This is a genomic window from Lentzea sp. NPDC051213 (assembly GCF_044455585.1).
Lineage (GTDB): Bacteria > Actinomycetota > Actinomycetes > Mycobacteriales > Pseudonocardiaceae > Lentzea.
In genome coordinates this window covers 814888-840422 of the sequence record NZ_JBITEX010000001.1, presented here as the reverse complement: position 1 = coordinate 840422, position 25535 = coordinate 814888, and the positions used below count along the sequence as shown (strand labels likewise).

Here is a 25535-nt window from a genome sequence, read left to right as displayed (position 1 = left end):
ACAGGTCAGGGCGAGGCGAAGCTCGGGTGCGGTGGCTGGTTGTAGGCGGTGTTCTGCCACGCCACGGCTTCCCGGTACCGCCGGTCCTCCATCAGCGACGGCCGGCGGATGGTCGTCGGCTCGGTGGTGGAGTAGATGCGCAGCGCCCCGCTGTCCGAGGTGCGCCAGACGACCTCCTCGCGCCAGTCGCCGAGGATGTCGGCCTGCAGCGCCGGCGTGGACTTGGTGCCGTTGTTGGAGGCCACGCCCGAACCGGTGAGCAGCCGCGTGTCGCCGTTCGGGCCGTACTTGTCGATCGTGGTGCCGTTGAGGAGCTCGCGCTGCGCGTCGCCGTCCCACCAGATCACGAAGTTGATCGAACCCGGCTTCCGCGCGGCGACCTGGCCGCCGGTCGTGGCACTGCGCAACCCGCCCACCGAGGCCGACCACGCCTCCGCACCGGGATTGCCCGCCCAGATGTCGGCGGCGACGGCCCTTCCGTTGTCACAGCCGCACGACGGCGCACTCCAGATGATCTGACCGGTGCGCGCGTCGCCCATCCAGTGCGAGACCTCGCTCGTCCACTCCGACGGTTTGAAGACCTCGAGGCCGGGCCTGGACGGGACGAAGTCGCCGACGTGCAGGGCGTCGCCGTGGTGGGTGTTGTTCTGCCACAGGCCACTGCCGTTGTCGTCGATCGCCATCGAGCCGTAGATGATCTCGTCGCGGCCGTCGGCGTCGACGTCGGCGACCGAGAGGTTGTGGTTGCCCTTGCCCTCCCAGGCCGCCCGGTTCGACTGGGACGCCGAGTCGAACGTCCACCGCCTGGTGAGCCGGCCGCCCCGGAAGTCCCACGCCGAGATCACGCTGCGGGTGTAGTAGCCGCGGGCCATGACGATGCTCGGCCGCGCACCGTCCAGGTACGCCGTCGCGGCCAGGAAGCGGTCGACCCGGTTGCCGTAGTTGTCGCCCCAGGACGAGACGGTGCCGCGTGGCGGCACGTAGCTCTCGGTGTCGAGAACCGCGCCATCGGTGCCGCGGAACACGGAGAGGAACTCCGGTCCGGTGAGGATGTAGCCGTCGGCGTTGCGGTGGTCGGCGTTCGCGTCGCCGATCACCTGCCCGGTGCCCGACCGCGTGCCGTCGGCGGTCTTCACCGCGATCTCGGCCTTGCCGTCACCGTCGTAGTCGAAGACCTGGAACTGCGTGTAGTGCGCGCCCGCACGAATGTTGCGGCCGAGGTCGATGCGCCACAACCGGGTGCCGCTGAGCGTGTAGGCGTCTAGGTACACGTTGCCCGTACGGCCCTTGTGCGCGTTGTCCTTGGCGTCACCGGGATCCCACTTGAGGACGAACTCCCACTCGCCGTCGCCGTCGAGGTCCCCGACCGATGCGTCGTTCGCCACGTAACCGGACGCCGGGACCTGCAGGGGAACGTCCCGGCTCGTCGCCAGCGTCCCCACGGACCGCGTGGCCGCCGATTCCACGCCTCCGCTCACCGGACGCACCGAGTAGGACGCGGTCGCGGGCGCACCCGCGTCGAGGTAGCTCGTCGCCGTCGTCACCGGCGCGCGGTTGACCCGCACACCGTCGCGGTACACGTTGAACGCCACCTCGGCGGCGTCGGAGCCGAGCAGCCGCCACGACACGAAGTTCCCGTTGCCGTGGACCGACCGGATGCTGACAAGCCCGCGGTCCGAGGTGGAATGCGCCCCGTCCGCCAGTGCCGGAACGCCGCTCGCGGTGAGAACCACCGCGAGCAGCACCGAAAGCGTCGACCGTGACATGTCCGTTCAACCACCCGAAACCGAGTAGCTGTTGGTGGTGAAGTTCTTGCCGCCGCTGGACGAGGTGATCTCGTACCCGAACTGGACCTCGCCGACGGTGACGTCGCCCCACCAGCCGCGGGTGCGGATCCAGTTCAGCACGGCCTTGAGGTCGACCGAGCCCGACGACGTGTTGGACGTGCGCAGGAACGAGAACACGGCGTTGGCGCCGTTCGAACCGCGGTAGACGTCCCAGGTGTGCCCGCCGACGCTGAACGTGCCCTGGCGCGACCCGATGGCGCCGACCGCGCCGGTCCTGTTCATCCAGATCATGACCTCGTAGGCGTTGTTGTTCGCCCAGATGTCATACGTGGTCGCGTAGGCGCCCGAGCCCGGCACGCTGACGTTGAAGTTGCTCGTGAGCGAGCCGATCGCGCTGAGCCGCCGATTGAGGGCCCTGCCGGCGTGCGGGTACGACTTCACCCCGCCGGTGTTCGGGTGGTTCGCCCACACACCCCAGTTGCTGTAGGAGTTGGCCCAGATCGACTGCGCACCCGCGCCGCCGCCCCAGATGTTGTTGCGGACGATGTAGCCGCCGTTGTTCCAGGTTCCCCATTTGTCCGAGGACGACCAGGCCGCCGCCGACGCGGTCGGGACGCCCAGTGAGAACGCCAGTGTCGCGACCAAGGCCGCCACCAGCACACGCGTGATCTTGTTCATGGACCATGTCCTTCCGTGCACCACTGAACGGAAATGTGATCCGCGAAATCGAAGCGGTTCACCAGAAGGAACATTAGCGTCGAATGAATCGAATACGACGCGGCTGAATTTTTCGACCTGTATTCGACGCCGATGTGCGGACAGCGGCCCATCAGCCGCTAAAGTTGCGAGTACAAGGACACGCCAGCGGGAGGCCGGTTGATCACCATCAAGGACGTCGCCCAGCACGCAGGCGTGTCCGTCAGCACGGTTTCCTACGTCCTCAGCGGCAAGCGGCCGATCTCGCGGGCGACCTCGCAGCGCGTGCGCCGCAGCATCAGCAAGCTGGGTTTCCACCCCAACGCCGGGGCGAGAGCACTCGCGAGCAGTCGCACGAACGTCCTCGCGCTCGTCGTGCCACTGCGGACCGACCTCAACCTCCCGGTCATCATGCAGTTCGTGTCGTCGATCGTCACGACCGCACGCGCACACGACTACGACGTGCTGCTGCTGACCAAGGAGTCCAGCGCCGACGAGGTGCACCGGGTGATCGGGTCGTCGATGGCGGACGCGGTGATCGTGATGGACGTCGAGGCACGGGACCCGCGCATCCCCGCGTTGCGGGAGCTGGACGTGCCGGTGGTGCTGGTCGGCGTGCCCACCGACCCTGACGGGCTCGGCTGCGTCGACCTCGACTTCACTGCGAGCGGCGCCCGGACGGTGGCGCACCTGGCCGACCTCGGGCACCGCTCGCTCGCGCTGATCGGCTCCCCGCCGGCCGTCTACGAACGTGAAACCGGCTATGCGACGCGCTTCCTGTCCGGCTTCACCGACTGCGCGCGGCAGCGCGGCGTGACCGTCCACGTGCACCCGTGCGCGCCGTCCTACAGCGCGCTCAGCGCGTGCCTGGACGACCTGCTGCGGCCTGAGCTCGCGGTCACCGGTCTCGTGGTGCACAACGAGGCCGTGCTCGCAGACGTCGTCCTGGAGCTGCGGCGGCGGGACCGGCGCGTGCCCGAGGACATCTCGGTGATCGCGCTGTGCCCGGACGCCATCGCCGCCGCCCAGCCGGTGCCGCTCACATCGATCGCGATCCCGGCCGAGGAGGTCGGTTCGATCGCGGTGGAGATGCTGATGCGAGGGCTGGCGGGCGAGCAGCCGTCCGAGGTCCGGCTGCTCGCCCCTCAGCTGATCGATCGGGGCAGCACTGTTACGGCACCGCGCACGGCCGACCGTTCAACGCAAACGACACCGGTCTCGCGATCGCGCTGATCAATCTGGGCAGCACGGTCACACCACCGCGCACGGCCGGCCGTTCAACGCGAACGACACCGGTCTCGCGTTCACGCCCGTCCAGCTCGCGGTGAACCCGAACCCGACGATGGCGTTCGGCTTGATCTCCTTGTTGTAGCCCTGGTCGGCCACCGACACCTCGGCACCGTTCTGGGTGAGCCTGCCGTTCCAGAGCTGGTTGATCACCTGACCGTTGGCGAACGACCACCGCAGCACCCACCCGCTCACGGCCGCCGATCCGGTGTTGGTGATCTCGACACCGCCCTGGAACCCGCCCTGCCACTGGTTCGCCACGGTGTAGCGCACCGAACACCCGGTTCCCGGCGGCGAACCCGTAGTGGTCGTCGTAGTCGTCGTGGTCGTGGTCGTTGTCGTGGTCGTTGTCGTGGGCGGACTTCCGGTCGTCTCCCCGAGCACGATCCCGCGCCCGTTGGTGCCGAGGTAGACACGCCCGTAGACCCGCGGATCACCGGTGATCGCTTCCTCGATGTTGCCGTACTGGTGCCGATCGTCGTTGATGCGCACCCAGTTCGCGCCCGTGTCGTCGGACCGGAAGACCCCTTGGACACCACCGATCTCACCGATCAGGTACAGCGCCGGGTAGGCACGGCCGGGGGCCGCCCTGCCGAAGCCGATGTTGAGCGAGTCCGCGACGCCGGAGACCTTCACGAAGCTCGCCCCGGAGTCCGTGGAGTGCCAAAGCCCACCCTTGCCGGTGAGCCATACGTCACCCTCGCGGCCCGCGACGGCCTTGAAGCGCGCCGACTCGGGCAGACCGGGAGCGGCCGTCGCGGTGAACGTGGCACCGCCGTTGACGCTCACGTAGAACTTCCCGGCGGAGAACCCGTAGAACTTCAGCGGGTTCACCCGGTCCGACTCCACCACCGCGCCCGCGGGGATGCCGGTCGACGCCGCCCACGACGTGCCGAAGCCGGTCGTGTGGTGCACGCCGGTTCCGCCCGGGCTCCAGACGAACCTGCTGCCGTCGGCCGCCGCCGCCGCGGAACCACCGCCGGTGACGCCACCCGGTTCCTGGCCCTGGAACCAGTTCGCGCCGCCGTCGGTCGAGAACGCCACCCGGTTGTCGTTGGGCCTGCTGGTCTTGTCGAACTCACCGACGCGCACGATCGTCGCGGGACTCAGCTCGGCGTAGTCCAGGCTGCGCGTGGTGGTGAAGTAGGGCTGGGTGAACGTCCTGGCAGGCACCGCGTCCAGCCGGTCGTGCCGGAACCCGCCGATGTCGCCCAGCGCGCTGATCAACGGCGGGCCGGACGGCGGGCTGATGAGGTCGTTCACCGCCGTTTCCTCCAGCCCCGCCGCCATCGGCCTGATGGTGAACTGGGTGCCGCGGTCCCACGCGGTGAGGTCCGTTGTGCCGTAAAGCGTCGCGCCGGTGCCGTACATCATGCGGTCGGAGTCGAACGGGTCGATCTCCAGCGACTCGGTCATCCAGCCGAGTTTGGGCGACGTCTCCGGCGGCGCGGGGTTCGCGCCGAGGTCGAGCCACGGCGACGCGCTGATGTCCATCCTGTACCGGAAGCTGCGGCTGGGATAGCTCGCCCAGTCCCAGACCCGCGTCCACGTGGCCCCGTAGTCCGTGCTGCGGAAGAACACCACGTCCGGCCACCACAGGACCTGCGTGGCGACCATGAGCGTGCCCGGCCGCTGACGGTCGACGGTCAGCCCGCTGTAGCCGAAGGTGTTGCCGGCACTGCTCGACGGCACCGGGCTGATCTGCGTCCACGCGCCGGTCGCGGTGTTCAGCTTCCAGACGTCGCCCTTGCCGCCGTCGTACGGACCGCCGGTGTCGCTCGTCGCGAGGTAGAGCGTGTCCCCTTCGAGAACTCCCTTGTGCGGCAGGAAACCCGTCGGTTGTCCCGCCACTCGCTCCCAGGTCGTACCGCCGTTCGTGCTGCGGTAGACGTTGTTCTGCTTGTCGGCCACACCCACGTAGATCGTCTGCGTGAGCGCGCCTGATGATCCGGTGCGCGGGTCGAAGGTCACCCACAGCACGCCCTGGTTGTCGCTGAGATAACCGTTGGGGTCGCTGGGATCCTGGACGTAGTTGCCGGCGTTGGGGAACGATGCGACCTTGCCCCACGTGGCACCGAAGTCCGTGCTGCGCCACAGGCCGTTGCCACTCGGCGCGCCGAGGTACAGCACGCTGTTGCGGTTCGGGTCGATCGCGAGCCGCTCCCCCATGCCCCGGCCGGGCATGTTGCCGCCGACCTTGAACGGCAGCGGTGTGGTCTGCCACGTGGTGCCGCGGTCGGTGGAGCGCAGGATCGCGCCGTTGTCCGGGTCCCAGCTGTTGGTGTACATGCCCGCGGCGACGTACACGCGGTTCGGGTCGACGGCATCGGTCGCGAGGCTCGCCACGCCGTTGAGCCCCCAGTTGTCGAGGCCGACGTGGTCCAGCAACGGGATCCATCTGTTCGTTTGCCGGTTCCACCGGTACGCGCCGCCGATGTCCGTCCGCGAGTAGATCAGGTTCGGCTCGCGCTGGTTGAACACGATGCCGGGAACGAAGCCCCCGCCCGCGATTTCGACGTTTCCCCACGAGTACGAGTCGGCCGCGACTGCGCGGTGATCCGCGCCCGCCGTGTGCGCCACCACGACGAGCGCGGCCGTCGTCACCGCCGCAAGTGCGCCTGCGAGAGCTCTCCGCATCGAGAATTCCCTTCTCGGCTATTTTCGCGAAGTGTCCAGCGACGCACTCGGCAATTCAAACAGAACCCATATTTCGAATCGATTCGACCGCGAATTCCGCGTTCAGCCGGTCGGCGCCTTGGCGAACACCTCGATCTCGCCGAGGGTGAGATACCCGGACGGCCGCGCGGTGAGGACGACGCGGACGGCGGTCGCGGGTGGTGACGGGTTCAGCGCGACCTCCGTCCGCGCGGCGGTGACTTCGACGTCGCCGCCCTGATCGAAGACCTCGCGGACGCGTGCGTCGACGTGGCCGGGCCGCCCACGGCAGGCTGCACTACTCCCCCGCGATTCCCGTCAGCGTGCGGTAGGTGAAGCTGTCGAAGTCGGCCCACGCCCCACCCGTCGAGCCGGTCGCGAACAGTCCGATGTGGACCCCGGTGAACCCGCCCGCGATCTGCGTGCTGAGCACGCGACCGTCGAACGGCGCACCCAGTGGCCGCCACGCCTCCGATCCGGCCGCCACCCACGCCTGACAGCTCTGGCCGGAAGCCTCCAGGCCCAGCCGCACGGCACCGGACGGGAGCGTCGTCCGCGCGAGCACCTCGTCTTTTCCCGCGACGCGGCACACGAGCGTGACCTCACGGCCGGCGCCGAGCAGCAGCCGGACGTGGTGGTCCTCGTTCTGGCGCAGCACCAGCCCGGCGGCCTCGCCCGGCTCGGCGGGCGAGAACTCGAGCGAGCACGACGCGTGAAAGTCCTGGTGCTGCTGGCGACGCAGGACGAGGCTCGGCGTCACCGCGGCGGTCATCGGCTCCGGACGCGGGCGTAGTCGCAGGTGGCCGGGCCGGTCGGTGAGCGACCAGAACACTTCCTCCGGTGTGCGCAGGAACATCCACTCCGGCCCCAGCTCCGGCGCGTCGAAGTCGTCCGTCTCCGCGGGCTCCGGCCACGGGTGTGCGGGCAGATCGGGAACGGGATACGCGGCCTCGACGCGTCCGGTGCCCGGGCTGAACACCGGTCCGCCCTCCTCCCACGACACCGGTACGAGAAAGGTCTCGCGGCCGAGGTTGTCGAAGTAGCCGCCGTGCGGACGGGTCGCGAGCAGCACCGCGTACCACTGACCGTGCTGCGTTCGCACGAGGTCCGCGTGCCCGGTCGCCGCGATCGGGTGAGCCCGGCCGAGATGGCGGTGGGTCAGCACGGGGTTGAGCCGCGAGCCGCGATACGGGCCGGTGACCTCGTCCGCCGTCGCCACCACCACGGAATGCTCGAAGTCCGTGCCGCCCTCGGCGCACACGAGCACATATCGATCATCCACTTTGTACAGATGCGGAGCTTCGAGCCACAACGAGGGCTGCACCGCGCCGCGGAACACCACGTGCTCGTCGCCGACCAGCGAAAGCGACCCCGGGTCGAACTCACGCAGGTAGATCTCGTTCCGGCCGTCCCGGATCTCCCGGGTCGCGGTCCACCACGCCCTCCCGTCGTCGTCGAAGAAGAGCGACGGGTCGAATCCCGCGGCCTCTGGCAGCCAGTGCGGCTCGGACCACGCGCCGGCCGGATCCGTGGCCGTCACGACGAAGTTGCCGCTCTCCCGCGTGCCGTGAACCAGCGTGCAGACCACGTAGAACACGCCGTCGTGGTGCCGGATCGTCGGCGCGTACAAGCCACCGGACGCACGCACGCCCTGCAACGGCAGCTGGGACGGCCGGTCCAGGACGTGCCCGGCCTGCTGCCAGTGCACCAGGTCGCGGCTGTGGAAGACCGGCAGCCCGGGGAAGTACTCGAAGGTCGAGGTGACGAGGTAGTAGTCCGGTCCCACCCGGCACACCGACGGATCGGGGTGTGAGCCGGGCAGGACCGGGTTCGAGAACTGTGCCAAGTGGACGCTCCAGCTACGGGTTGATCCTGGTGTACGCGGGTTTCGGCCTCAGGCTCGTGTCGAAGAGGCAGGCATCTCCCTCGCCGGGGAACGTGCCGGGCACCCACGAGTGACGGTCGGTGAAGCCCCACGTCGTGAACTCGACGCACCGGGAGACGGCGTGGCAGGCGTCCCAGACCTGTTTGTAGTAGTTCGCCTGCGTGTTCAGCTTCGCCGAGTCGGCCGGCAACGGGATGCGGACGTCGGCCTCGGTGATCGCGACGTCGACGCCCAGGGCGGCGAACCGCTCGATGTTCTGCCGGAGGCTCGTCGGGAAGCCGTACTGGATCGACAGGTGGGTCTGGATGCCGACACCGTCGATCGGCACGCCTTGTTGCCTGAGCGTGCGCACGAGGTTGTAGAGGGCGTTGCTCTTGGCGTTGACGCCCTCGGTGTTGTAGTCGTTGATGTAGAGCCTGGCCGACGGGTCGGCGGCGCGGGCCCAGCGGAACGCGTCGGCGACGTAGTTGTCGCCCAGCCGCTGCTGGAAGATCGACTGCCGGCGCGAGCCGTCCTCGTTGAACATCTCGTTCACGACGTCCCACGCGCGGATCTTCCCGCGGTACCGGCCCATCTCCGTGCCGATGTGCTGCTGGACCACGCTGCGCAGTTCGCCGGAGCCGAGGTTGTTCAGCCAGCCGGGGTACTGGCTGTGCCACACCAGCGTGTGCCCGCGCACGGACTTTCCGTTCTGCTGCGCGTAGTTGACGATCGTGTCGGCGCCGGACCAGTCGAACTGACCGCGGTTCGGTTCGACCACGGCCCACTTCATCTCGTTCTCCGGCGTGATGCTGTCGAACTCGCGGGTGAACACCGATCGGTAGTCGGCCTCACCGCTCAGGTGCTGGGCCGCCACCGCGCTGCCCACGTACCTGTTCGTCTTGTCCTTCAACGGTCCCGCTGCCGATGCCGGAGCGACCGGCACGAGCAGCAACGCGGCGACCGCGACCGCTATTCGAGTGATCATCTGTGTCATCCCTTCACCGAACCCGTCAGCCCGCCGACCATCCGTCGTTCGGCGAGCACGAAGAACGCGAGCGCCGGGAGCATGGACAGCGCGGTGAAGGCGAGCACCTTCGCGGTGTCCTGAGTGTGTTCCGACTGGAACATCGCGACGCCCAGCGGCAGCGTGAAGTTGGCGGAGTCGTTGAACACGAGCAGAGGCAGCAGGTAGAAGTTCCAGCTGGTGACGAACGCCAGCACGGACACCGTGATCAGCGCGGGGCGGGAGAGCGGCAGCAGGATCCGCCAGAAGAACCCGAGCTTCGCCGCGCCGTCGAGCAGCGCCGCGTCCTCCAGCTCACCGGGGATCGCCCGCATGAAGGGGCGCAGGATCACGATCGTGACCGGCAGCGAGAACGCCGCCTCCGGGATCGCGACACCGAGCGGGTTCTCCAGCAGCCCCAGCTGACGCAGCCACAGGTACAGCGGCAGCGTCGCCACCCCGATCGGGAACAGCAGCCCGAGCGTGAACACCGCGTAGAACGCCTCACGGCCCTTGAACACGTAGCGGGACAACGCGAACGCCGCCATCGAGCCGAACGCGACAGCCAGGACGGTGGCGATCACGCCGATCAGCGCGCTGTTGCCCAGCAGCCGCCAGAACTGCGGCGAGGCGAGCACGTCGCGGTAGTTGTCCCACACCCACGGGCCGGGCAACCCTGCCGGTGACGAGTTGATCTGCGCGGTGGTCCGGAACCCGCCCAGCACGACGAAGAGCAGCGGCACCACCGTCACGCCGATGACGGCGAACGCGCCGAGGTATCCGACCGCGTTGCGACGCATCATCCCACCGCCCCCTCCGTGTCACGGCGCAACGCGAACCGCTGGTACAGCAACGCGAACAGGAAGCAGATGATGAACAGGATCACCGCGACCGCACTGCCGAACCCGAACTCGTAGCGCTTGAAGCCGTGGTCCACCAGGTAGGTCGCCATGGTCGTGGACGCGTTGGCCGGTCCTCCCAGCGTCATGATCCAGACCAGGTCGAACAGCTGCAGCGACCCGATCACCGACAGGAAGATCCAGATCCGGATCGTCGGGCCCAGCAACGGCAGCACGACGTTGCGGGTGATCTGCCAGCTCGACGCGCCGTCCAGCGCGGCGGCCTCGCGCAGCTCCACCGGAACACCCTGCAACCCCGCCAGCAACAGGATCACGCCGAACCCGATGTACTTCCACGTGATCACGACGAACAACGTGCAGAGCACGGTGGCCGGATCAGCCAGCCACTGCCGCACGAGCCAGCCCAGGCCCACGCCGCGCAACACCTCGTCCACGAACCCGCCCGGCTGCAGCAGGAGCAACCAGATCACCGCCGTGACGGCCTCGGACAGGACGTACGGCGCGAACACCACCATCCGCAGGACCGTTCGGCCGCGCAGCCTCCGGTCGAGCAGCAGGGCGAGGCCGATGCTCAACGGCAGCTGCACCACGATGGAGAGCACGGCGATGAGCACGTTGTGCCCGATCGCGCCCTGGAACACCTCGCCGGAGAGGGCGTCGGCGTAGTTGCGCAGGCCGACGAAGTCCGTGAGCGGGCCGAAGCCGTTCCACGAGTAGAGGCTGTAGAACCCGGCCACGCCGATCGGTACCAGCACGAACCCCGCGAACAGCAGGAGCCCCGGTCCGAGCAGGAAGGCGAGTTCGAGCCGGGTGCGGCTCCGAGAGCGCCGCAGCGTGCCGCCGGCCGCCGGCGCATGCGGCGCGGGGACGGTCTCCTGACGTGTATCGATCGCGGTGCTCATCACTTGTTCCCGGCAGCCGCCTGGCTCACCGACTGCACGATCGTCGCCGGACTTCCCTGCCCGGCGAAGAAGTTCGCGATCGCGTCGTCGAGAGCCTGGCCCACGTTGGTCGGGAAGGCGGTGTCGAAGTAGAACTGCACGTGCGACGCCTTCGCCATGTGCTCGGCGATCGTCTTGTGCGTCTGGGTCTTCAGCGATGCCACCGCGGCCGGGTGCACCGGCAGGCCTGATCCGGTCGCGGCCAGCTTCTTCTGGACGTCCTCGCCGACCAGGTGCTGCAGGAAGCCCTCGCACGCCTTGGCCGCGCGGGTCGTGCAGGAGAAGCCGTCACCGCCGCCGAGCAGCGCGCTCGGGTCGCCCTGCCCGCCCGGCACCGCCGGGAACGGGAACCAGCCGAGCTTCGAGTCGAGGGCCTTGTCCTCGGTGAGCGCCGTCATCACGTCCGGCTCCCAGTCGCCCTGCAGCTCCATGGCGGCCTTGCCGTTCGCGAGCAGACCGGCCGAGCTGCCGGCGCCCTGCTGGGCGGGGGTGCCGACGAACCCGTCCTGGAACGGCCTGGTGTCCAGGAACGCCTTGAGGTTCTCGCCCGCCTTCGTGAAGCACGGGTCCGCGAGCTCGGTCTTGGCCACCGCGTTCTTCAGCGCGTCGGCCGAGCACTGCCGGACCGCGAAGTAGCCCCAGTAGAACGCGTCCGGCCAGCGGTCCTTGCCGCCGATCGCGATCGGCACCAGGCCTGCCGCCTTCAGCTTCGCCACGGCACCGTTCAGCTCGTCCACAGTGGACGGCAGACCGGTGATCCCTGCTTGGGCGAAGAGATCCTTGCGGTACCAGAAACCGACAGCGTGCATCTGGTACGGCAGCCCGTACTGCTTGCCGCCTGCCTGCCAGCCCTTGCCGTACTCGCCGAGCGACGCCTGCGCGATCTCGGCGATCTTGCCGGAGCGGATCTGCGAGGCCAGCTGACCACCGCCCCACTGCTGGAAGAGGTCCGGCGGCGTGCTCGACTGCAGCGCCAGCGGCACCTTGGTCTGGAACTGCTCGTTCTGGATCGGCTCGACCGTGAACGAGACGTCCTGGTGAGCCCGGTGGTAGTCGTCGGCGATCTGCTGCCACAACGACTTCATCGGCTCGGTGGTCCGGTTGTGCCACCAGGTCAGCGCCGCCGGTCCGCCGGCAGGGCCGCTCGTGGTGCAGGCGGCCAGCAGGAGCGTGACCAAGGCAAGCGAAAGTGCGTGCACAGAACGCATTGGGTCCACTCCTGACGACGTCGGCCGAGTTGGACTGGGTGTGACGATGCGTGCGACGCCAGTGAGAATCCACCCTCGAAACCGCCGTGTCAATCGTTGTCGATAACGTTTTACACGGCTACTCTGGGCCGGTGCCTCCTCGCTCTCGCGTCACCATCCGTGACGTCGCGGCTCACGCCGGCGTCTCGGTCGCCACCGTGTCCAAGGTCCTCAACCAGCGCTACGGCGTCTCCGCCGAGACGTTCTCGAGGGTGACGGAGGTGATCAGGGAACTCGGCTACGAGGCGAGCCTGGTCGCGCAGAGCCTGCGCAACCACCGCACCAACGTCATCGGGATCCTGGTCGCCGACATAGAGCCGTTCAGCACCGAACTGCTCAAGGGCGCGGCGGACGCCATCCGAGGCACCGGCTTCGAACTCGTCGTGTACTCGGCGGGCGGCCGGACCGGCGATCCGCAGGGCTGGGAACAGCGCTACCTCACCCGCCTGAGCGGCACCCTGGTCGACGGCGCCGTGCTGGTCACCCCCGCGGTCGATCTCGAAGGCCTGCCGGGCACCCCGGTCGTCGCGGTCGACCCGCACACCGGGCGGTCACCGTTGCCCACCATCGACTCCGACAACCTGCGCGGCGGGCAGCTCGCGACCGAGCACCTGCTCACCCTGGGCCACCGCCGGATCGCGTTGCTGACCGGCCGCGAGGACCTGAAGTCCGCCCAGCAACGGGAAACCGGCTACCGCCGCGCGCTGGCCGCCGCCGGGGTGCCGGTGGACGAGGACCTGATCCGCCGCGGCGACTACGACCACGACGTCGCCGCCGAATCAGCGCGCGAGCTGCTGACCGGGCCCGACCGGCCCACGGCCGTGTTCGCCGCCAACGACATCACGGCCATCGCCACCATCGAGACCGCCCTCTCGCTCGGTCTCCGGGTACCAGAGCACCTCTCCGTCGTCGGGTTCGACAACATCCCGGAATCAGCGCTGTGCGATCCCCCGCTCACCACGGTGCGACAGCCGATCCGCGAGATGGGCCGCCGCGCGGTCACGTTGCTGGTGCAGCTGATCAACGGCGACGAGCCGGACGAAACACACGTCACGCTCGGCACCGACCTGGTCGTGCGGCACTCGGCCCGGCGGCTCCCGTGACGACCGAGGCCACGTCGGACTGGCGTGACCCGGGACTTCCCGCCGCCGAACGGGTCCGCGACCTGATGGCCAGGATGACCGCGCGGGAGAAGATCGCGCAGCTCTGCGGCATCTGGGTCGGCATCGACTCCGGCGGGGAGATGGCACCGCACCAGCACGACTTCGCGGTGGCACCACCCGGCTTCGACGACCTGACGCCGCACGGCATCGGCCAGCTCACCCGCGTGTTCGGCACCCGCCCGATCGCACAGGAGATCGGCGCGCACAGCCTGGCGCGAACCCAGCGGAAGATCATCGCGGGCAACCGGTTCGGCATTCCGGCGATGGTGCACGAGGAGTGCCTCACCGGCCTGGCCGCGTGGCAGGCGACGGCGTACCCGTCCCCGCTGTGCTGGGGCGCGACCTTCGAGCCGGACCTGGTGCGGCGCATGGCTTTCCGCATCGGCACCTCGATGCGCCGGCTCGGCGTGCACCAGGGGCTCGCCCCCGTCCTCGACGTCGCGCGCGATCTGAGGTGGGGCCGCGTCGAGGAGACCATCGGCGAGGATCCGCACCTCGTCGGCACGATCGGTGCCGCGTACGTCGCCGGTCTGGAGTCGGCGGGCGTCGTGGCCACGCTCAAGCACTTCGCGGGCTACTCGGCCTCCCGTGCCGGCCGCAACCTCGCGCCGGTGTCGATCGGCCCGCGCGAGCTCGCGGACGTGATCCTCCCGCCGTTCGAGATGGCACTGCGCGCGGGCGCCCGGTCGGTCATGAACTCCTACACCGACATCGACGGTGTCCCGGTCGCCGCCGACGCCTCTCTGCTGACAGACCTGCTGCGCGGTGAGTACGGCTTCACCGGAACCGTGGTGGCCGACTACTTCTCCGTGGCGTTCCTGCACAAGCTGCACTCCGTCGCGGCAGGCCGGGAGGACGCCGCCGGGCAGGCGCTGGCCGCCGGCATCGACGTGGAACTGCCCACTGTGGACTGCTACGGCGATCCGCTGCTCGCCGGCCTCGAGTCCGGCCGGGTCGACCGCGCGCTGGTGGACAGGGCGCTGGAACGCGTGCTGCGGCAGAAGTGCGACCTCGGACTGCTCGATCCCGGCTTCTCCCCCGACCCCGGGACCGATCTCGCCCTCGATGATCCCGAGTCGCGCGCACTGGCCCGCGAGGTGGCCGAACGCTCGGTCGTCCTGGTGCACAACGACGGCGTGCTGCCGCTGACCGACCGGCGCCGGATCGCCGTCGTCGGACCGCGGGCTGACGACCCCGGCGCGATGATGGGCTGCTACTCGTTCCCGTTGCACGTCGGCGTGCACCATCCCGACGTGCCGATGGGCCTCGACGTGCCGACCGTCCTGGACGCCTTGGCCGCCGATCACGACGTGACGTTCGCGCTGGGTTGTCCCGTGCGGGGCGGCACCGACGAGGAGATCCACCATGCCGTCGACGTCGCCCGGCGGTCGGAGATCTGCGTCGCCGTCCTCGGCGACCAGGCCGGTCTGTTCGGTGGCGGCACGTCCGGCGAGGGGTGCGACGTCGCCGACCTCAGGTTGCCGGGCAGGCAGGAGGAACTGCTGGAAGCCCTGCTCGCGTCCGGGACCCCGGTCGTGCTGGTGCTGTTGTCCGGCAGGCCGTACGAACTCTCCCGCCAGATCGACCGGCTCGCGGCGGTCGTGTGCGGCTTCTACCCCGGCGAGGACGGCGCCGCCGCACTGGCCGGTGTCCTCAGTGGACACATCAACCCCTCCGGCCGGCTCCCGGTGAGCTTTCCCGGCGCCGGCGCCGGCCAGCCGTCGACCTACCTCTCCGCTCCGCTCGGCGCCCGCAGCGAGGTCAGCACGGTCGACCCCACGCCGCTGTTCCCGTTCGGCCACGGGCTGTCCTACGCTCCCGCCACCTGGACGACTGTGTCCGCCGTGGCGCACGAATGGCCGACCGACGGCACCTGCCGTCTCGTCACGACCCTGCGCAACGACACGGAAACCGCCACCACCGAGGTCGTCCAGATCTACCTGCACGACCCGGTGGCCGAGGTCGCCCGGCCCGTCCAGCAGCTGATCGGCGCGGTCAAGGTCGATCTCCCGCCCGGTACGACGCGCACCGTCACCGCGACCCTGCACGCGGACCTCACCGCCTACACCGGCCGGGCGGGTCACCGCCAGGTCGATCCCGGCGAGGTCGAGTTGCGCGTCGGCAGGTCGAGCGCCGACATCGACACCACCGTGCGCTTCACGCTGACCGGGCCGCGACGCCGCGTCGGGTTCGATCGCACCCTCACGCCGGCGTTCGACATCGACTGTTAGCGCTAACATTGCGGTCTCGACCCCGACGAGAGGCCGCTGATGCACCGTTTCGACACCGCCACGCCCACGGTCAGCCGCGAGCACTTCGGCAGAATCGGCGACACGGACGTCCACCGGTACACACTCGCCAATCCCGGCGGGATCACCGTCCGGCTGCTCGATCTCGGCGGCGTGGTCCAGTCGCTCGAAGCACCGGACCGCCACGGCGCACCGGCGAACGTGGTGCTCGGATTCCCCGGCCTCGACGGCTACGCGGCGAACAACCGGCCGGACGCGGGCCGCGTGTTCTTCGGCGCCCTGATCGGCCGCTACGCCAACAGGATCGCCGGCGCGACGTTCATCCTCGACGGCCGGGTGCACCGCGTCTCCGCGAACGAGAACGGCAACTGCCTGCACGGCGGCGCCGAAGGCTTCGACACGCAGGTGTGGCAGGCAACCCCGTTCACCGACGGCGACGCCGCCGGGGTGCGGCTGACCCACGTCAGCCCGCACGGTGACCAGGGCTTTCCCGGCCGCGTCACGACCACCGCGACCTACCGCCTGGACCAGCGCGACCGGCTGACCATCAGCTACCACGCGGAAACCGACGCGCCCACGGTGCTGAACCTGACCAATCACACCTACTGGAACCTGGCCGGCGAAGGTTCCGGCGACGTCCACGACCACCTGCTGACGATCCGAGCCGGATCGTTCTGCCCGATCGACAACACCCTGATCCCGGCCGGTCCGCCCGTGCCGGTCGGCGGTACGCCGTTCGACTTCCGCGAGCCGGCACCGATCGGCGCGCGCATCGGCGGTTCCGACCCGCAGCTCCGGATCGCGCACGGGTACGACCACAACTGGGTGCTGGACGAGTCCGGTTCGCTCGGCTTCGCCGCACAGGTGCACGACCTCGACTCCGGCCGGGTGCTCACCGTGTGGACCACCGAACCGGGCCTGCAGTTCTACTCCGGCAACTTCCTCACCGACGCGCTCGCCGGCACGAGCGGCAGGCCGTACCGTCGCGGCGCGGGATTCGCAGTGGAGGCACAGCACTTCCCCGACTCGCCGAACCGCCCCGACTTCCCGAGCACGGTGTTGCGCCCCGGCCAGACCTATCGGCAGGAAACGGTCTACGAGCTGACCGTCCAATGAGGACCGAAAATGGTCGAATTCGACTCGAACACTGTTATTGACAACAATTCGCGCAATCGCCTGGATTGCTGACACCGGTAGCGGATCGCCGTAGCGTTCACCAGACCCCTGAACGAACGCGCGGGAGGAACGATGGCATTCGCGCTCGTGTCCGCGATTCTGCTCAGCTTCCTGGTCGCCACACCCGCCCCGATCGCGGCCACGATCGACGGTGCACGAAAACACCAGCAGATAGACGGTTTCGGGTTCTCCGAGGCGTTCGGCCGCGGCGAGATCATGCACGGTTCGCAGGGCCTGTCCGCGCCGAAACAGCGCGAGATCCTCGACCTGCTGCTCTCCCGCACGACCGGAGCCGGCCTGTCGATCCTGCGGCTGCACATCGGTTCGACCGCGGCCGGTTCCATCCAGCCCGCCGACCCCGGCGGGCCGGCCGCGGCACCGCGCTACGTCTGGGACCGCGACGACGAGAGCCAGGTGTGGCTGGCCCAGCAGGCCAAGGCGTACGGGGTGAACCGCTTCTACGCCAACGCCTGGAGCGCACCCGGTTACATGAAGACCAACGGTGACGAGGCGAACGGCGGCAGCCTCTGCGGCCTGGCCGGAGCGTCCTGCACGAGCGGTGACTGGCGCCGCGCCTACGCGAACTACCTGGTGCAGTACGCGAAGTTCTACGCGCAGGAAGGCATCAAGATCACCGATGTCGGGTTCACCAACGAACCCGACTACACCACGGGCTACTCGTCGATGCGGTTCACTCCGGCACAGGCGGCCGAGTTCACCAAGGTGCTCGGGCCCATCGCCTCGACCGCCGGCCTGAAAGTCGCCTGCTGTGACTCGTTCGGCTGGAACCAGCAAAGTGCCTACAGCAAGGCAATCGAGGCCGACGCGACCGCACGCGGCATCGTCGCGACGCACACCGGCCACACCTACGCGAGCCAGATCACCGGACCGCTGCCGACCTCGCGCCGCACGTGGATGTCGGAGTGGTCGCCGAACGGCACGACGTGGAACGAGAACTGGGACGACGGCGGCAGCTATGACGGCATGACCATCGCCAAGGCCGTGCACACCGCGCTCACGACGGGCAACGTCAACGGCTACGTCTACTGGTACGGCGCCTCCGTGGGCGCGACCCGCGGCCTCATCCAGATGAACGGCGACGGCTACCGCGTCTCCAAGCGGCTGTGGGCGCTGGCGAACTACAGCCGGTTCGTCCGGCCGAACGCGACTCGCATCGATGCGACGACGACTGACAGCGGGTTGTTGCTGTCCGCGTTCCGCAACACCGACGGCTCTCTCGCCGTCGTCGCCCTCAACACGGGCAGCACCGCCACCTCGGTCTCCTACGCGCTCAGGAACACCGGTGTCACCACCGCCACCGCGACCCCGTACCTGACCAGCACCACCGGCGCCATGACCGCCCAACCGTCCGTCCGCGTCACCGGCGGCACGTTCACCGCGACCGTGCCCGCCCGCGCGCTGATCACCTACAGGATCACCTCATGACGAACACCTTGCGCCTCAAGGCTTTGCTCGTCTGCGCCGGGCTGCTGGCGAGCACGCTCCTCGCCCCGCCCGCCGGCACCGCCCTGCCGTCCCGCTTCCAGTGGCGGTCCAGCGCCCAGCTGATCGGCCCGAAGTCCGACGCCACGCACAGCATCCGCGCTGTCAAGGACCCGTCGGTGGTCTACCACGACGGCCGCTGGCACGTGTTCGCAAGCAGCGTCAACAACAACGGCTCGTACAACATGGTGTACCTGAACTTCACGGACTGGTCCCAGGCGAACAACGCGCAGCACCACTACCTGGACCAGTCCGCGATCGGCGCCGGTTACAAGACCGCGCCACAGGTCTTCTACTTCGCGCCCCAACGGCTCTGGTACCTCGTGTTCCAGACCGGCGACAACGCCGCGTATTCGACCACATCGGACATCAGCAACCCGCGATCGTGGAGCGCGCCGAAGAAGTTCTACGCGAACGGCATGCCGCAGATCATCAAGGACAACATCGGCAACGGACACTGGGTCGACTTCTGGGTCGTCTGCGACAGCGCGAAGTGCCACCTGTTCTCCTCCGACGACAACGGGCACCTGTACCGGTCCGAGACGTCCGCCACCGGTTTCCCCAACGGCATGACCAACACCGTGATCGCCATGCAGGACAGCAACAGGTACCGCCTGTGGGAAGCCGCCAACGTCTACAAGCTCACCACCGAGAACAAGTACCTGCTGATCGTCGAGGCGATCGGCGGTGACGGCCGCCGGTACTTCCGCTCCTGGACGGCGCCCGGGATCACCGGCCCGTGGACCGCGCTGGCCGACACCGAGAGCAATCCCTTCGCCCGCGCGAACAACGTCACGTTCAGCGGCACCGCGTGGACGAAGGACATCAGTCACGGCGAGATGGTCCGCGCGGGCGTCGACCAGACCATGGCCGTCAACCCGTGCAACCTGAGCTACCTCTACCAGGGCAAGGACCCGAACGCCGCCGACCCGTACAACCTGCTGCCCTGGCGGCTCGGCCTGCTGACCCAGACCGGCTCGACCTGCTAGACCCCGGCGGTCCGCCGCCCGGCGACGAACCACAGCACGCTGCCCAGGAAGGGCAGGGCGAAGATCACGAGCACCCAGAGGATCTTCGCACCGCACCCGACCGGCGCGGCCAGGACGCTGATCAGCGCGCTCACCCAGAAGATCAGGAGGGCGACGGCCCCGAGCACGACGAGCACGAGGCCGCCGCCCTCCAGGGGCGTGATCGGCTGATCGGACAGGGCGTGCACGAGCTGAGGTGACATGTCACCGACGGTAGGTCCGTTCGGAGGCATCGGGCATCGGCCTTAAGGAGGATCGTCCGTCCTACCCGGAGTGGACAACCTCGGGCTGGGCACCGCCGTCAGGCGGGCCGGGCAGCACCCTCAGCGCCGCCGCCCCACCCCACCCGGCGCCAACTCCTGAGCAAGCTCAACAGCAGCCCTCGCCGGATCATGATCGAAGCGGCTGCCGAACGCGTCGTGCACCCGCCACCCCGCGTGGGTGAGCGCACGCCAGCGCGCGAGATGCGCCAGTGCCCCCTCAGGGTGCGGGCGCGTCTCCACCGCCACCGCCTCTTCCTTCGCTCCCACCACGAGATCCACCCGCCACTGCCCCACCGGATACCCCGTCCGCACGGTCAGCCCGGCAGCCACGAGCTCCTCCGCGAGCCGAGCAGTCCAGGCGTCGTCGGGTTCGACGCCCGCGGTCTCGGTCGGTGGCGTGTCGGCGTGCTTCAGGTACTCGCCGACGAGGCCGGGCGGTTCGGGCGCCGAGGTGATCACGTGCGCCAGCCGGCGGGCGCGGGTCGTGAGCACCGCGAGCAGGTTGGGGTCGTTCACGAACCGCCACGAGCCCGGCTTCTCGTCGGCCGCCAGGCTGATCACGACCTCGTCGAACTCGCCGCCCTGGACCCCGTGCACGGTGCCGACGCGAACGCCGCCGCTGGTGATCTCGTCCAGCGTCAGCTCGCTGAGCAGCGCTTCCTCCAACGCGTCTGCCTGCGCGCGGAACGGCGTCACGACACCGATCGAGCGCACCCCGGCCGCGACCCGCTTGCGCAGGTGGGCGAGCACCGCGTCGACCTCGATCTGGTTGACGCCCTTCGACGACCGCTCCCCCGGCACGTGCTCGGTGTCGATGCAGTCGACGTCCGCGATGGACGGGTGCGTGGTCAGCAGCGCGATCTTGCCGTCGTAGAACCTGGTCGCGGCGAACCCGATCAGGTGCGGCGCGCAGCGGTGGTGCTCGTCGAGCCAGTGCACACCTGCGGTCGCGGTCGCCGCGTCGAACAGGCTGACCTTCGGCACGTCCAGCCGGTCGCGCAGGTCCTGCGTGCCCTCCGCGTCGACCGCCGCCTGCACGGCCTGGTCGCTGACGAACGACACGTGCCGCAGCTGCCGGGGATCGCCGCCGATCACCGCGGACCGCCCGCGCAGCAACGCGGGCGCGGCGAGCGGCTGGTCCACGTGGCTGGCCTCGTCGATGATCACCAGGTCGAACATGCCCGGCACCGGCGGCAGGATGTCCTCCACATCGGACAGCGTGCCGACCCACAACGGCAGCGCCGCCACCAGATCCACACTGTTGATCTCGGCCAGCCCGCGCCGCCTGGCAGCCCGTCCTGACCGCAACGCCTTCGCCAGCGCGGCCACCGCCCTGCGTGCACCCGATCCCCGGCGGCTGACCGAGTACTCCTTCAGCCACGCGGCAGTGGCTTTCCTGTTCGCGGCGTCCTGGTCGGCGAGCAACGGCCGCAGCTCACCGAACGTGGTGCCCCCGCTCGCGCCGATCCTGACGGCGGCCGCGGTCTGTTCGGCGGCTTCGATCCCGGCGACGAGATCCTCCGTCGGCGCTTCTGCCGCCCCGGTCAGCCTGCGCACCTTCCTGAGCGCCCATCCGGTGCGGAGTCCACTCAGGAACCCGGTGCGCGGAGCGAGAAGTCCTCGCAGTTCCTCGAAGTCGACGTCCGCCGCGAACGCCTTGGGCGCCACGACCCGATGCGCCGGCATCAACGCCTGATGCTTCCTCGCCACTTCGGCAAGTCTCTCGTCGTTCAACGCTTGTCCGACCGAACGTTCGACACGACTGACAGCAGCCGCCGCAGCACGTCGTTCCCGATCGAGCTCCTTCAGCCGGTCAGGCCTGCCGGTGGCGTCGAGGCCGTCGCCCAGCTCTCGCGCCATCTCCTGCCGCAGCTCGGAGTCACCGAACAACACCGGCACCGGCCCGCCCGCCCGGCGCAACGCGGCCCCGAGCACGTCAGCGGCGTTGCGCGTACGACTGGCGAGCAGGACAGATTTACCCGCCGCCACAGCGTCCAGCGCCAACGCGGCGAGGGTGTGGGTCTTGCCCGATCCTGGAGGTCCTCCGACGACAGTGATCCGTGCGCGGCGAGCGTGCTCAACGGCCCGTTGCTGACTGTGGCTGAGCGGCAACGCGGAACCGGCCGGCGCCTCCCGCTCGTCCGCTCGCTCACCCCAGCCGTACAGCGCCGCGAACGCCGTCTGGTCCACCTCGACCGCGGCCGCCCACTCGACCAGCGCCGTCCCGTGCTGGGTGTTCACGACGGGCTCACCGGCGTGCAGCCCCACCCCCATCGCGACCACCAGCTCCTGGCCGGCGATCAACGGCAACGGATCGCCGTGCACGATCGGCACGTCCCCGAACCCCGCCTGCCGCAGGGTCTCGGTGATCCACTCCTCGGTGGGCGCGATGGCCGCCTCCCGTTCGGCGGCCTTCGCCCAGTCGTCGAGCAGCGGGAACACCCCGGCGTCACCGGCAACGTGAAAGTCGTAGTTCGCCCCGGTGCCGTGCTGCAACCGCACCGGCCGCGACACCAACGGCAGGCACACCCGCCGCCGCTGACCGGCGACCAGCGCGGGCCCGGCCAGAAACGCCCAGCCCAGCCGCAGCAACCGGTCCTCCTGGTGCAGCGCGTCGAACGCCGCGAGGTGCTGCACCCCGGCACGCGCGTGCCGGGGAGCTCTCCAGGTGATCGGCGCCTGCTCCTGCGTCGCCGTCATCGCCTGCCACCACGGCCCGTGGTCACCGAGCCAGAGCAGGCCCGCCGCCTTGGAGAGGTCGAGCTGGACCTTCTCCGGCTGCTCGGCGGCACTCAAGCGGGCGAGGGTGCGCAGCACAGCCGGAACGTTCACGGCGTACATCGTGCCATCAGGACTGATGACACGATGTACGCCGGTCAATCAGTTAGAGCGTCAGGCTCCACGTGTCGATGGTGCCGACGTCGGCGGTGGCCGCGTCACGGACCTGAAGCTTCCAGGTGCCATTGCGGGTCTCCGACGACAGGTTGACCGTGTAGGTCTGGTCGATGTTGTCCGCGCTGCCGCCCGTGCGGTTGTGCAGCGAGTACGCCGTACCGTCCGGCGCGATCAGGTCGACCACGAGGTCACCCTTGTAGGTGTGCTTGATGTGCACCTCCACCTTGCTGCTGGCCGACGCGGTGCCGGTGCAGCCGCTGACCGTGATGGAGCTCGACACCGTCGCGTTGTCCGGGATCGCGACGTCCGTGCCGTTGGTCTGCGTGGCACACGAAGCCGAACCGACGGTCCACGTGAACGACGTGCTGCCCGAGCCACCCGCCGAAGCGGTGGCCGTGACGGTCACGTTGTACGTGCCCGCGGCCGTTGCCGTGCCGGTGACCAGACCGTTGGAGGACCCGATCGACAGGCCGGTGGGCAGCCCGGTGGCCGACCACGTGTACGGCGCGGTGCCGCCGGACGCGGACAGCTGCAGGTTCGCCGTGCCGTTCAGCGCCGTGCTCTGGGCGCCGGGGTTGGTCACGGAGACACCGGGAACACCACCGGAGTTGGTGCGCAGCAACAGGTTCGCCGAGTTGGCACCGGGGTTGGTGACCTTGTTCGGGGTGGCTGAGGCCAGAACCGCGGCGTGCACCTCGGCCGGGGTCTTGGACGGGTTGTCGCCGAGGTACAACGCGGCCGCGCCCGCGACGTGCGGGGAGGCCATCGACGTGCCGCTCATCGTGGCGGTGCCGGTGTTGTTGTTGTACGAGGCGGAGACGATGTCCTGGCCGGGTGCGAACAGGTCGCTGCACGTGCCGTAGCTGGAGAACGACGCACGGGCGTCGGTCCGTGCGGTCGCCATGACGTTGATCGTCTCGGTGACCCGCTGCGGCGAGTACTTGCAGGAGTCGTCGTTGAAGTTGCCCGCCGCCACGACGTAGGTGACGCCGCCGCGGATCGACGCGCGGACAGCGTCGTCCAGCACGCGGCTCGGCTCGTTCGCCGTTCCGGTGTAGAGGCTCATGTTCGCGACCGCCGGCAGGACGGCGTTCGCGGTGACCCAGTCGACGCCCGCTGCCTCGGTGGCCACGGAGCCGCCGCCGAGGCAGTTGAGCACGCGGACAGCCTTGAGCTTCACGTTCTTCGCCACGCCGTACGTGGCACCGCCGACGGTGCCGGACACGTGCGTGCCGTGACCCTGGCAGTCCTTGCCGTTGCGGCCGTCGGTGAACGCGTCGAATCCGAACGTCGCCCGCCCGCCGAAGTCGGCGTGGTCGTAGTTGATGCCGGTGTCGATCACGTACGCCGTCACGTTCGCGGCGCCCGTGCTGTAGCTGTACTTGTTGTCCAGCGGGAGATCGGCCTGGTCGACCCGGTCGAGGCCCCACGACGGCGGGTTGAGCTGGTCGGTCAGGACCTGCACGGTCCGGTCCTGCTCGACGTAGAGCACGGACGGGTCGGCCGCCAGGTGCTTGGCCTGCTTCGCCGTCATGTTCGCGGAGAAGCCCTTGAACGCGGCCTTGTAGGTGAAGCCGATCTTGCCGCCGTAGCGCCCGACCAGCCCGTCCGCGTTGCCGCGGACGGCCTCGCGGGCCATGGCGTTGTCCTTCAGAACGACGATGTAGCTGTCGCGGACGGCGTTCGGCGCGCTCTCCGCGAGGATCTGTCCCTCCGGCTGTGCGGCGACAGCCTGTGGGAGCGCTAACACCGTGCCGACGGCGGCAATTGCCGCCACACCGAGCGTGCGCAGGGTGCGTTGTCTCATCACTGCTCCTTGATCGCAGGGAACCGCGTGCGAACGCGAGCCGGCCCTCGACGGCTCATGCAGGTGCGTTCACACGCGGTTGCGAAACAGCGTTAGTCCGCTAGTGCGGACGTGATGAGTCTTTAGTTGCGACAACGATGAGAACAAGCGACTTTCGTACGGTTGTCAGCCGGCGAGCGCGAAAAGATCCTCGGGCCGGCCGGACTGCTTGAGCAGTGCGAGCGACTGCTTCTCCAGTTGACGGATCCGCTCGCGGGTCAGCCCGAGCTCCTCCGCGACCTCCTGGAGGGTGCGCTCACGGCCGTCCTCGAGCCCGAAGCGCAGGCGCATGATCCGCACCTGCCGTTCGGGAAGGACGTCCAACAGGGACCGCACGCCCTCGGAGAACGCCTGGCGTTCCACGATTTCGGGCGCGGACACCCCGTCGGTGTCCTGGATCAGGTCGGCCAGCACCGAGCCGCCGTCGTCGCCGACCGGCGTCTCCAGCGACACGCAGGTACGTGCGGCGTCACGAAGATCCTGCACGCGCGTCGGCGAACACTTGGCCTCGGCGGCGATCTCCTCGACCGTCGCCTCGCGACCGAGGGTCAGCGACAGCTTCTGCCCGATCTTCTTGAGCTTGTTGACCTCTTCCACGACGTGCACCGGCAGGCGGACCGTGCGGGTCTGCTCGGCCAGACCACGTTCGATGGCCTGACGGATCCACCACATCGCGTAGGTGGAGAACTTGTAGCCCTTGGCGTAGTCGAACTTCTCGACCGCGCGGATCAGGCCGAGGTTGCCCTCCTGCACGACGTCGAGGAACGGCAGGCCGCGGAACGAGTGCTTCTTCGCGACCGACACGACCAGGCGCAGGTTCGCGCGGATCATGTGTTCCTTGGCGCGCTCGCCGTCGGCGACGAGCCGGCGCAGCAGCCGTGCGTCGCGCGTCGTGTCACCGGTGCGCAGCAGATGTGCGGCGTACAGACCGGCCTCGATGCGCTTGGACAGGTCGACCTCTTCGGACGCGGTCAGCAGCGGCGTGCCGCCGACGTCGCGCAGGTACTGGCCGACCAGGTCCGCATCCTGCGCGGACGCGGCCTTCTTCTGGATTGCAGGCATGGCGAAT

The 25535-nt window shown here is 69.2% G+C and carries 18 protein-coding genes; 6 read left to right on the top strand and 12 right to left on the bottom strand.

The window, feature by feature from the left end; genetic code table 11:
* Positions 1–5: 5 nt before the first annotated feature.
* Both ACIA8G_RS03770 and ACIA8G_RS03765 read right to left on the bottom strand, forming a co-directional pair.
* On the bottom strand, positions 6–1766 hold the full coding sequence (locus ACIA8G_RS03770; protein ID WP_396416704.1) for a rhamnogalacturonan lyase: 1761 nt from the start codon (positions 1764–1766) through the stop codon (positions 6–8).
* Between the two features lie 6 nt (positions 1767–1772).
* Positions 1773–2465, bottom strand: a complete 693-nt coding sequence (locus tag ACIA8G_RS03765) for a hypothetical protein (RefSeq protein ID WP_396416703.1) — start codon at positions 2463–2465, stop codon at positions 1773–1775.
* 198 nt (positions 2466–2663) lie between these two features.
* Between ACIA8G_RS03765 and ACIA8G_RS03760 the strand changes: the two genes are divergently transcribed.
* On the top strand, positions 2664–3716 hold the full coding sequence (locus ACIA8G_RS03760; protein WP_396416702.1) for a LacI family DNA-binding transcriptional regulator: 1053 nt from the start codon (positions 2664–2666) through the stop codon (positions 3714–3716).
* Between the two features lie 18 nt (positions 3717–3734).
* Here ACIA8G_RS03760 and ACIA8G_RS03755 read toward each other — a convergent pair whose 3' ends face one another.
* The 6 genes from ACIA8G_RS03755 to ACIA8G_RS03730 form a co-directional block, all read right to left on the bottom strand.
* Entirely contained in the window at positions 3735–6407 is a 2673-nt protein-coding gene (locus ACIA8G_RS03755) for a cellulose binding domain-containing protein (RefSeq protein ID WP_396416701.1), read from the bottom strand.
* A gap of 316 nt (positions 6408–6723) precedes the next feature.
* A complete protein-coding gene (locus tag ACIA8G_RS03750) occupies positions 6724–8271 on the bottom strand; it encodes a glycoside hydrolase family 43 protein (RefSeq protein WP_396416700.1) in 1548 nt (515 codons plus the stop codon).
* A gap of 13 nt (positions 8272–8284) precedes the next feature.
* On the bottom strand, positions 8285–9277 hold the full coding sequence (locus ACIA8G_RS03745) for an endo-1,4-beta-xylanase (RefSeq protein ID WP_396416699.1): 993 nt from the start codon (positions 9275–9277) through the stop codon (positions 8285–8287).
* Positions 9278–9282: 5 nt separating this feature from the next.
* Positions 9283–10098: a carbohydrate ABC transporter permease gene (locus ACIA8G_RS03740; RefSeq protein WP_396416698.1), complete on the bottom strand. Its 816-nt coding sequence runs from the start codon at positions 10096–10098 to the stop codon at positions 9283–9285.
* Positions 10095–11057: a carbohydrate ABC transporter permease gene (locus ACIA8G_RS03735; RefSeq protein WP_396416697.1), complete on the bottom strand. Its 963-nt coding sequence runs from the start codon at positions 11055–11057 to the stop codon at positions 10095–10097. Before ACIA8G_RS03735 ends, ACIA8G_RS03740 begins: the two co-directional genes overlap by 4 nt.
* Positions 11057–12304, bottom strand: a complete 1248-nt coding sequence (locus ACIA8G_RS03730) for an extracellular solute-binding protein (RefSeq protein WP_396416696.1) — start codon at positions 12302–12304, stop codon at positions 11057–11059. Before ACIA8G_RS03730 ends, ACIA8G_RS03735 begins: the two co-directional genes overlap by 1 nt.
* Positions 12305–12435: 131 nt before the next feature.
* Here ACIA8G_RS03730 and ACIA8G_RS03725 point away from each other — a divergent pair, with 131 nt between their 5' ends.
* From ACIA8G_RS03725 to ACIA8G_RS03705, 5 genes are all read left to right on the top strand, one after another.
* Entirely contained in the window at positions 12436–13446 is a 1011-nt protein-coding gene (locus ACIA8G_RS03725) for a LacI family DNA-binding transcriptional regulator (RefSeq protein ID WP_396416695.1), read from the top strand.
* The gene (locus ACIA8G_RS03720; RefSeq protein WP_396416694.1) at positions 13443–15737 is read left to right on the top strand and encodes a beta-glucosidase; all 2295 of its coding nucleotides are present in this window, start codon (positions 13443–13445) and stop codon (positions 15735–15737) included. Before ACIA8G_RS03725 ends, ACIA8G_RS03720 begins: the two co-directional genes overlap by 4 nt.
* Positions 15738–15776: 39 nt before the next feature.
* On the top strand, positions 15777–16871 hold the full coding sequence (locus ACIA8G_RS03715) for an aldose epimerase family protein (RefSeq protein WP_396416693.1): 1095 nt from the start codon (positions 15777–15779) through the stop codon (positions 16869–16871).
* A gap of 132 nt (positions 16872–17003) precedes the next feature.
* On the top strand, positions 17004–18377 hold the full coding sequence (locus ACIA8G_RS03710) for a glycoside hydrolase (protein WP_396416692.1): 1374 nt from the start codon (positions 17004–17006) through the stop codon (positions 18375–18377).
* Positions 18374–19423, top strand: coding sequence for a non-reducing end alpha-L-arabinofuranosidase family hydrolase (locus ACIA8G_RS03705; protein ID WP_396416691.1), 1050 nt, complete (start codon positions 18374–18376; stop codon positions 19421–19423). Before ACIA8G_RS03710 ends, ACIA8G_RS03705 begins: the two co-directional genes overlap by 4 nt.
* Here ACIA8G_RS03705 and ACIA8G_RS03700 read toward each other — a convergent pair.
* From ACIA8G_RS03700 to ACIA8G_RS03685, 4 genes are all read right to left on the bottom strand, one after another.
* Positions 19420–19665, bottom strand: a complete 246-nt coding sequence (locus ACIA8G_RS03700) for a PLD nuclease N-terminal domain-containing protein (protein WP_396416690.1) — start codon at positions 19663–19665, stop codon at positions 19420–19422. The two genes, ACIA8G_RS03705 and ACIA8G_RS03700, sit on opposite strands and share 4 nt — an antisense overlap.
* A gap of 120 nt (positions 19666–19785) precedes the next feature.
* Positions 19786–22557, bottom strand: coding sequence for an AAA domain-containing protein (locus tag ACIA8G_RS03695; RefSeq protein ID WP_396416689.1), 2772 nt, complete (start codon positions 22555–22557; stop codon positions 19786–19788).
* Between the two features lie 52 nt (positions 22558–22609).
* Positions 22610–24427 (bottom strand): S8 family peptidase, encoded by a 1818-nt coding sequence (locus ACIA8G_RS03690; RefSeq protein WP_396416688.1) that lies wholly within the window; start codon positions 24425–24427, stop codon positions 22610–22612.
* Positions 24428–24592: 165 nt separating this feature from the next.
* Positions 24593–25528 (bottom strand): RNA polymerase sigma factor RpoD/SigA, encoded by a 936-nt coding sequence (locus tag ACIA8G_RS03685; RefSeq protein WP_396416687.1) that lies wholly within the window; start codon positions 25526–25528, stop codon positions 24593–24595.
* Positions 25529–25535 lie beyond the last annotated feature (7 nt).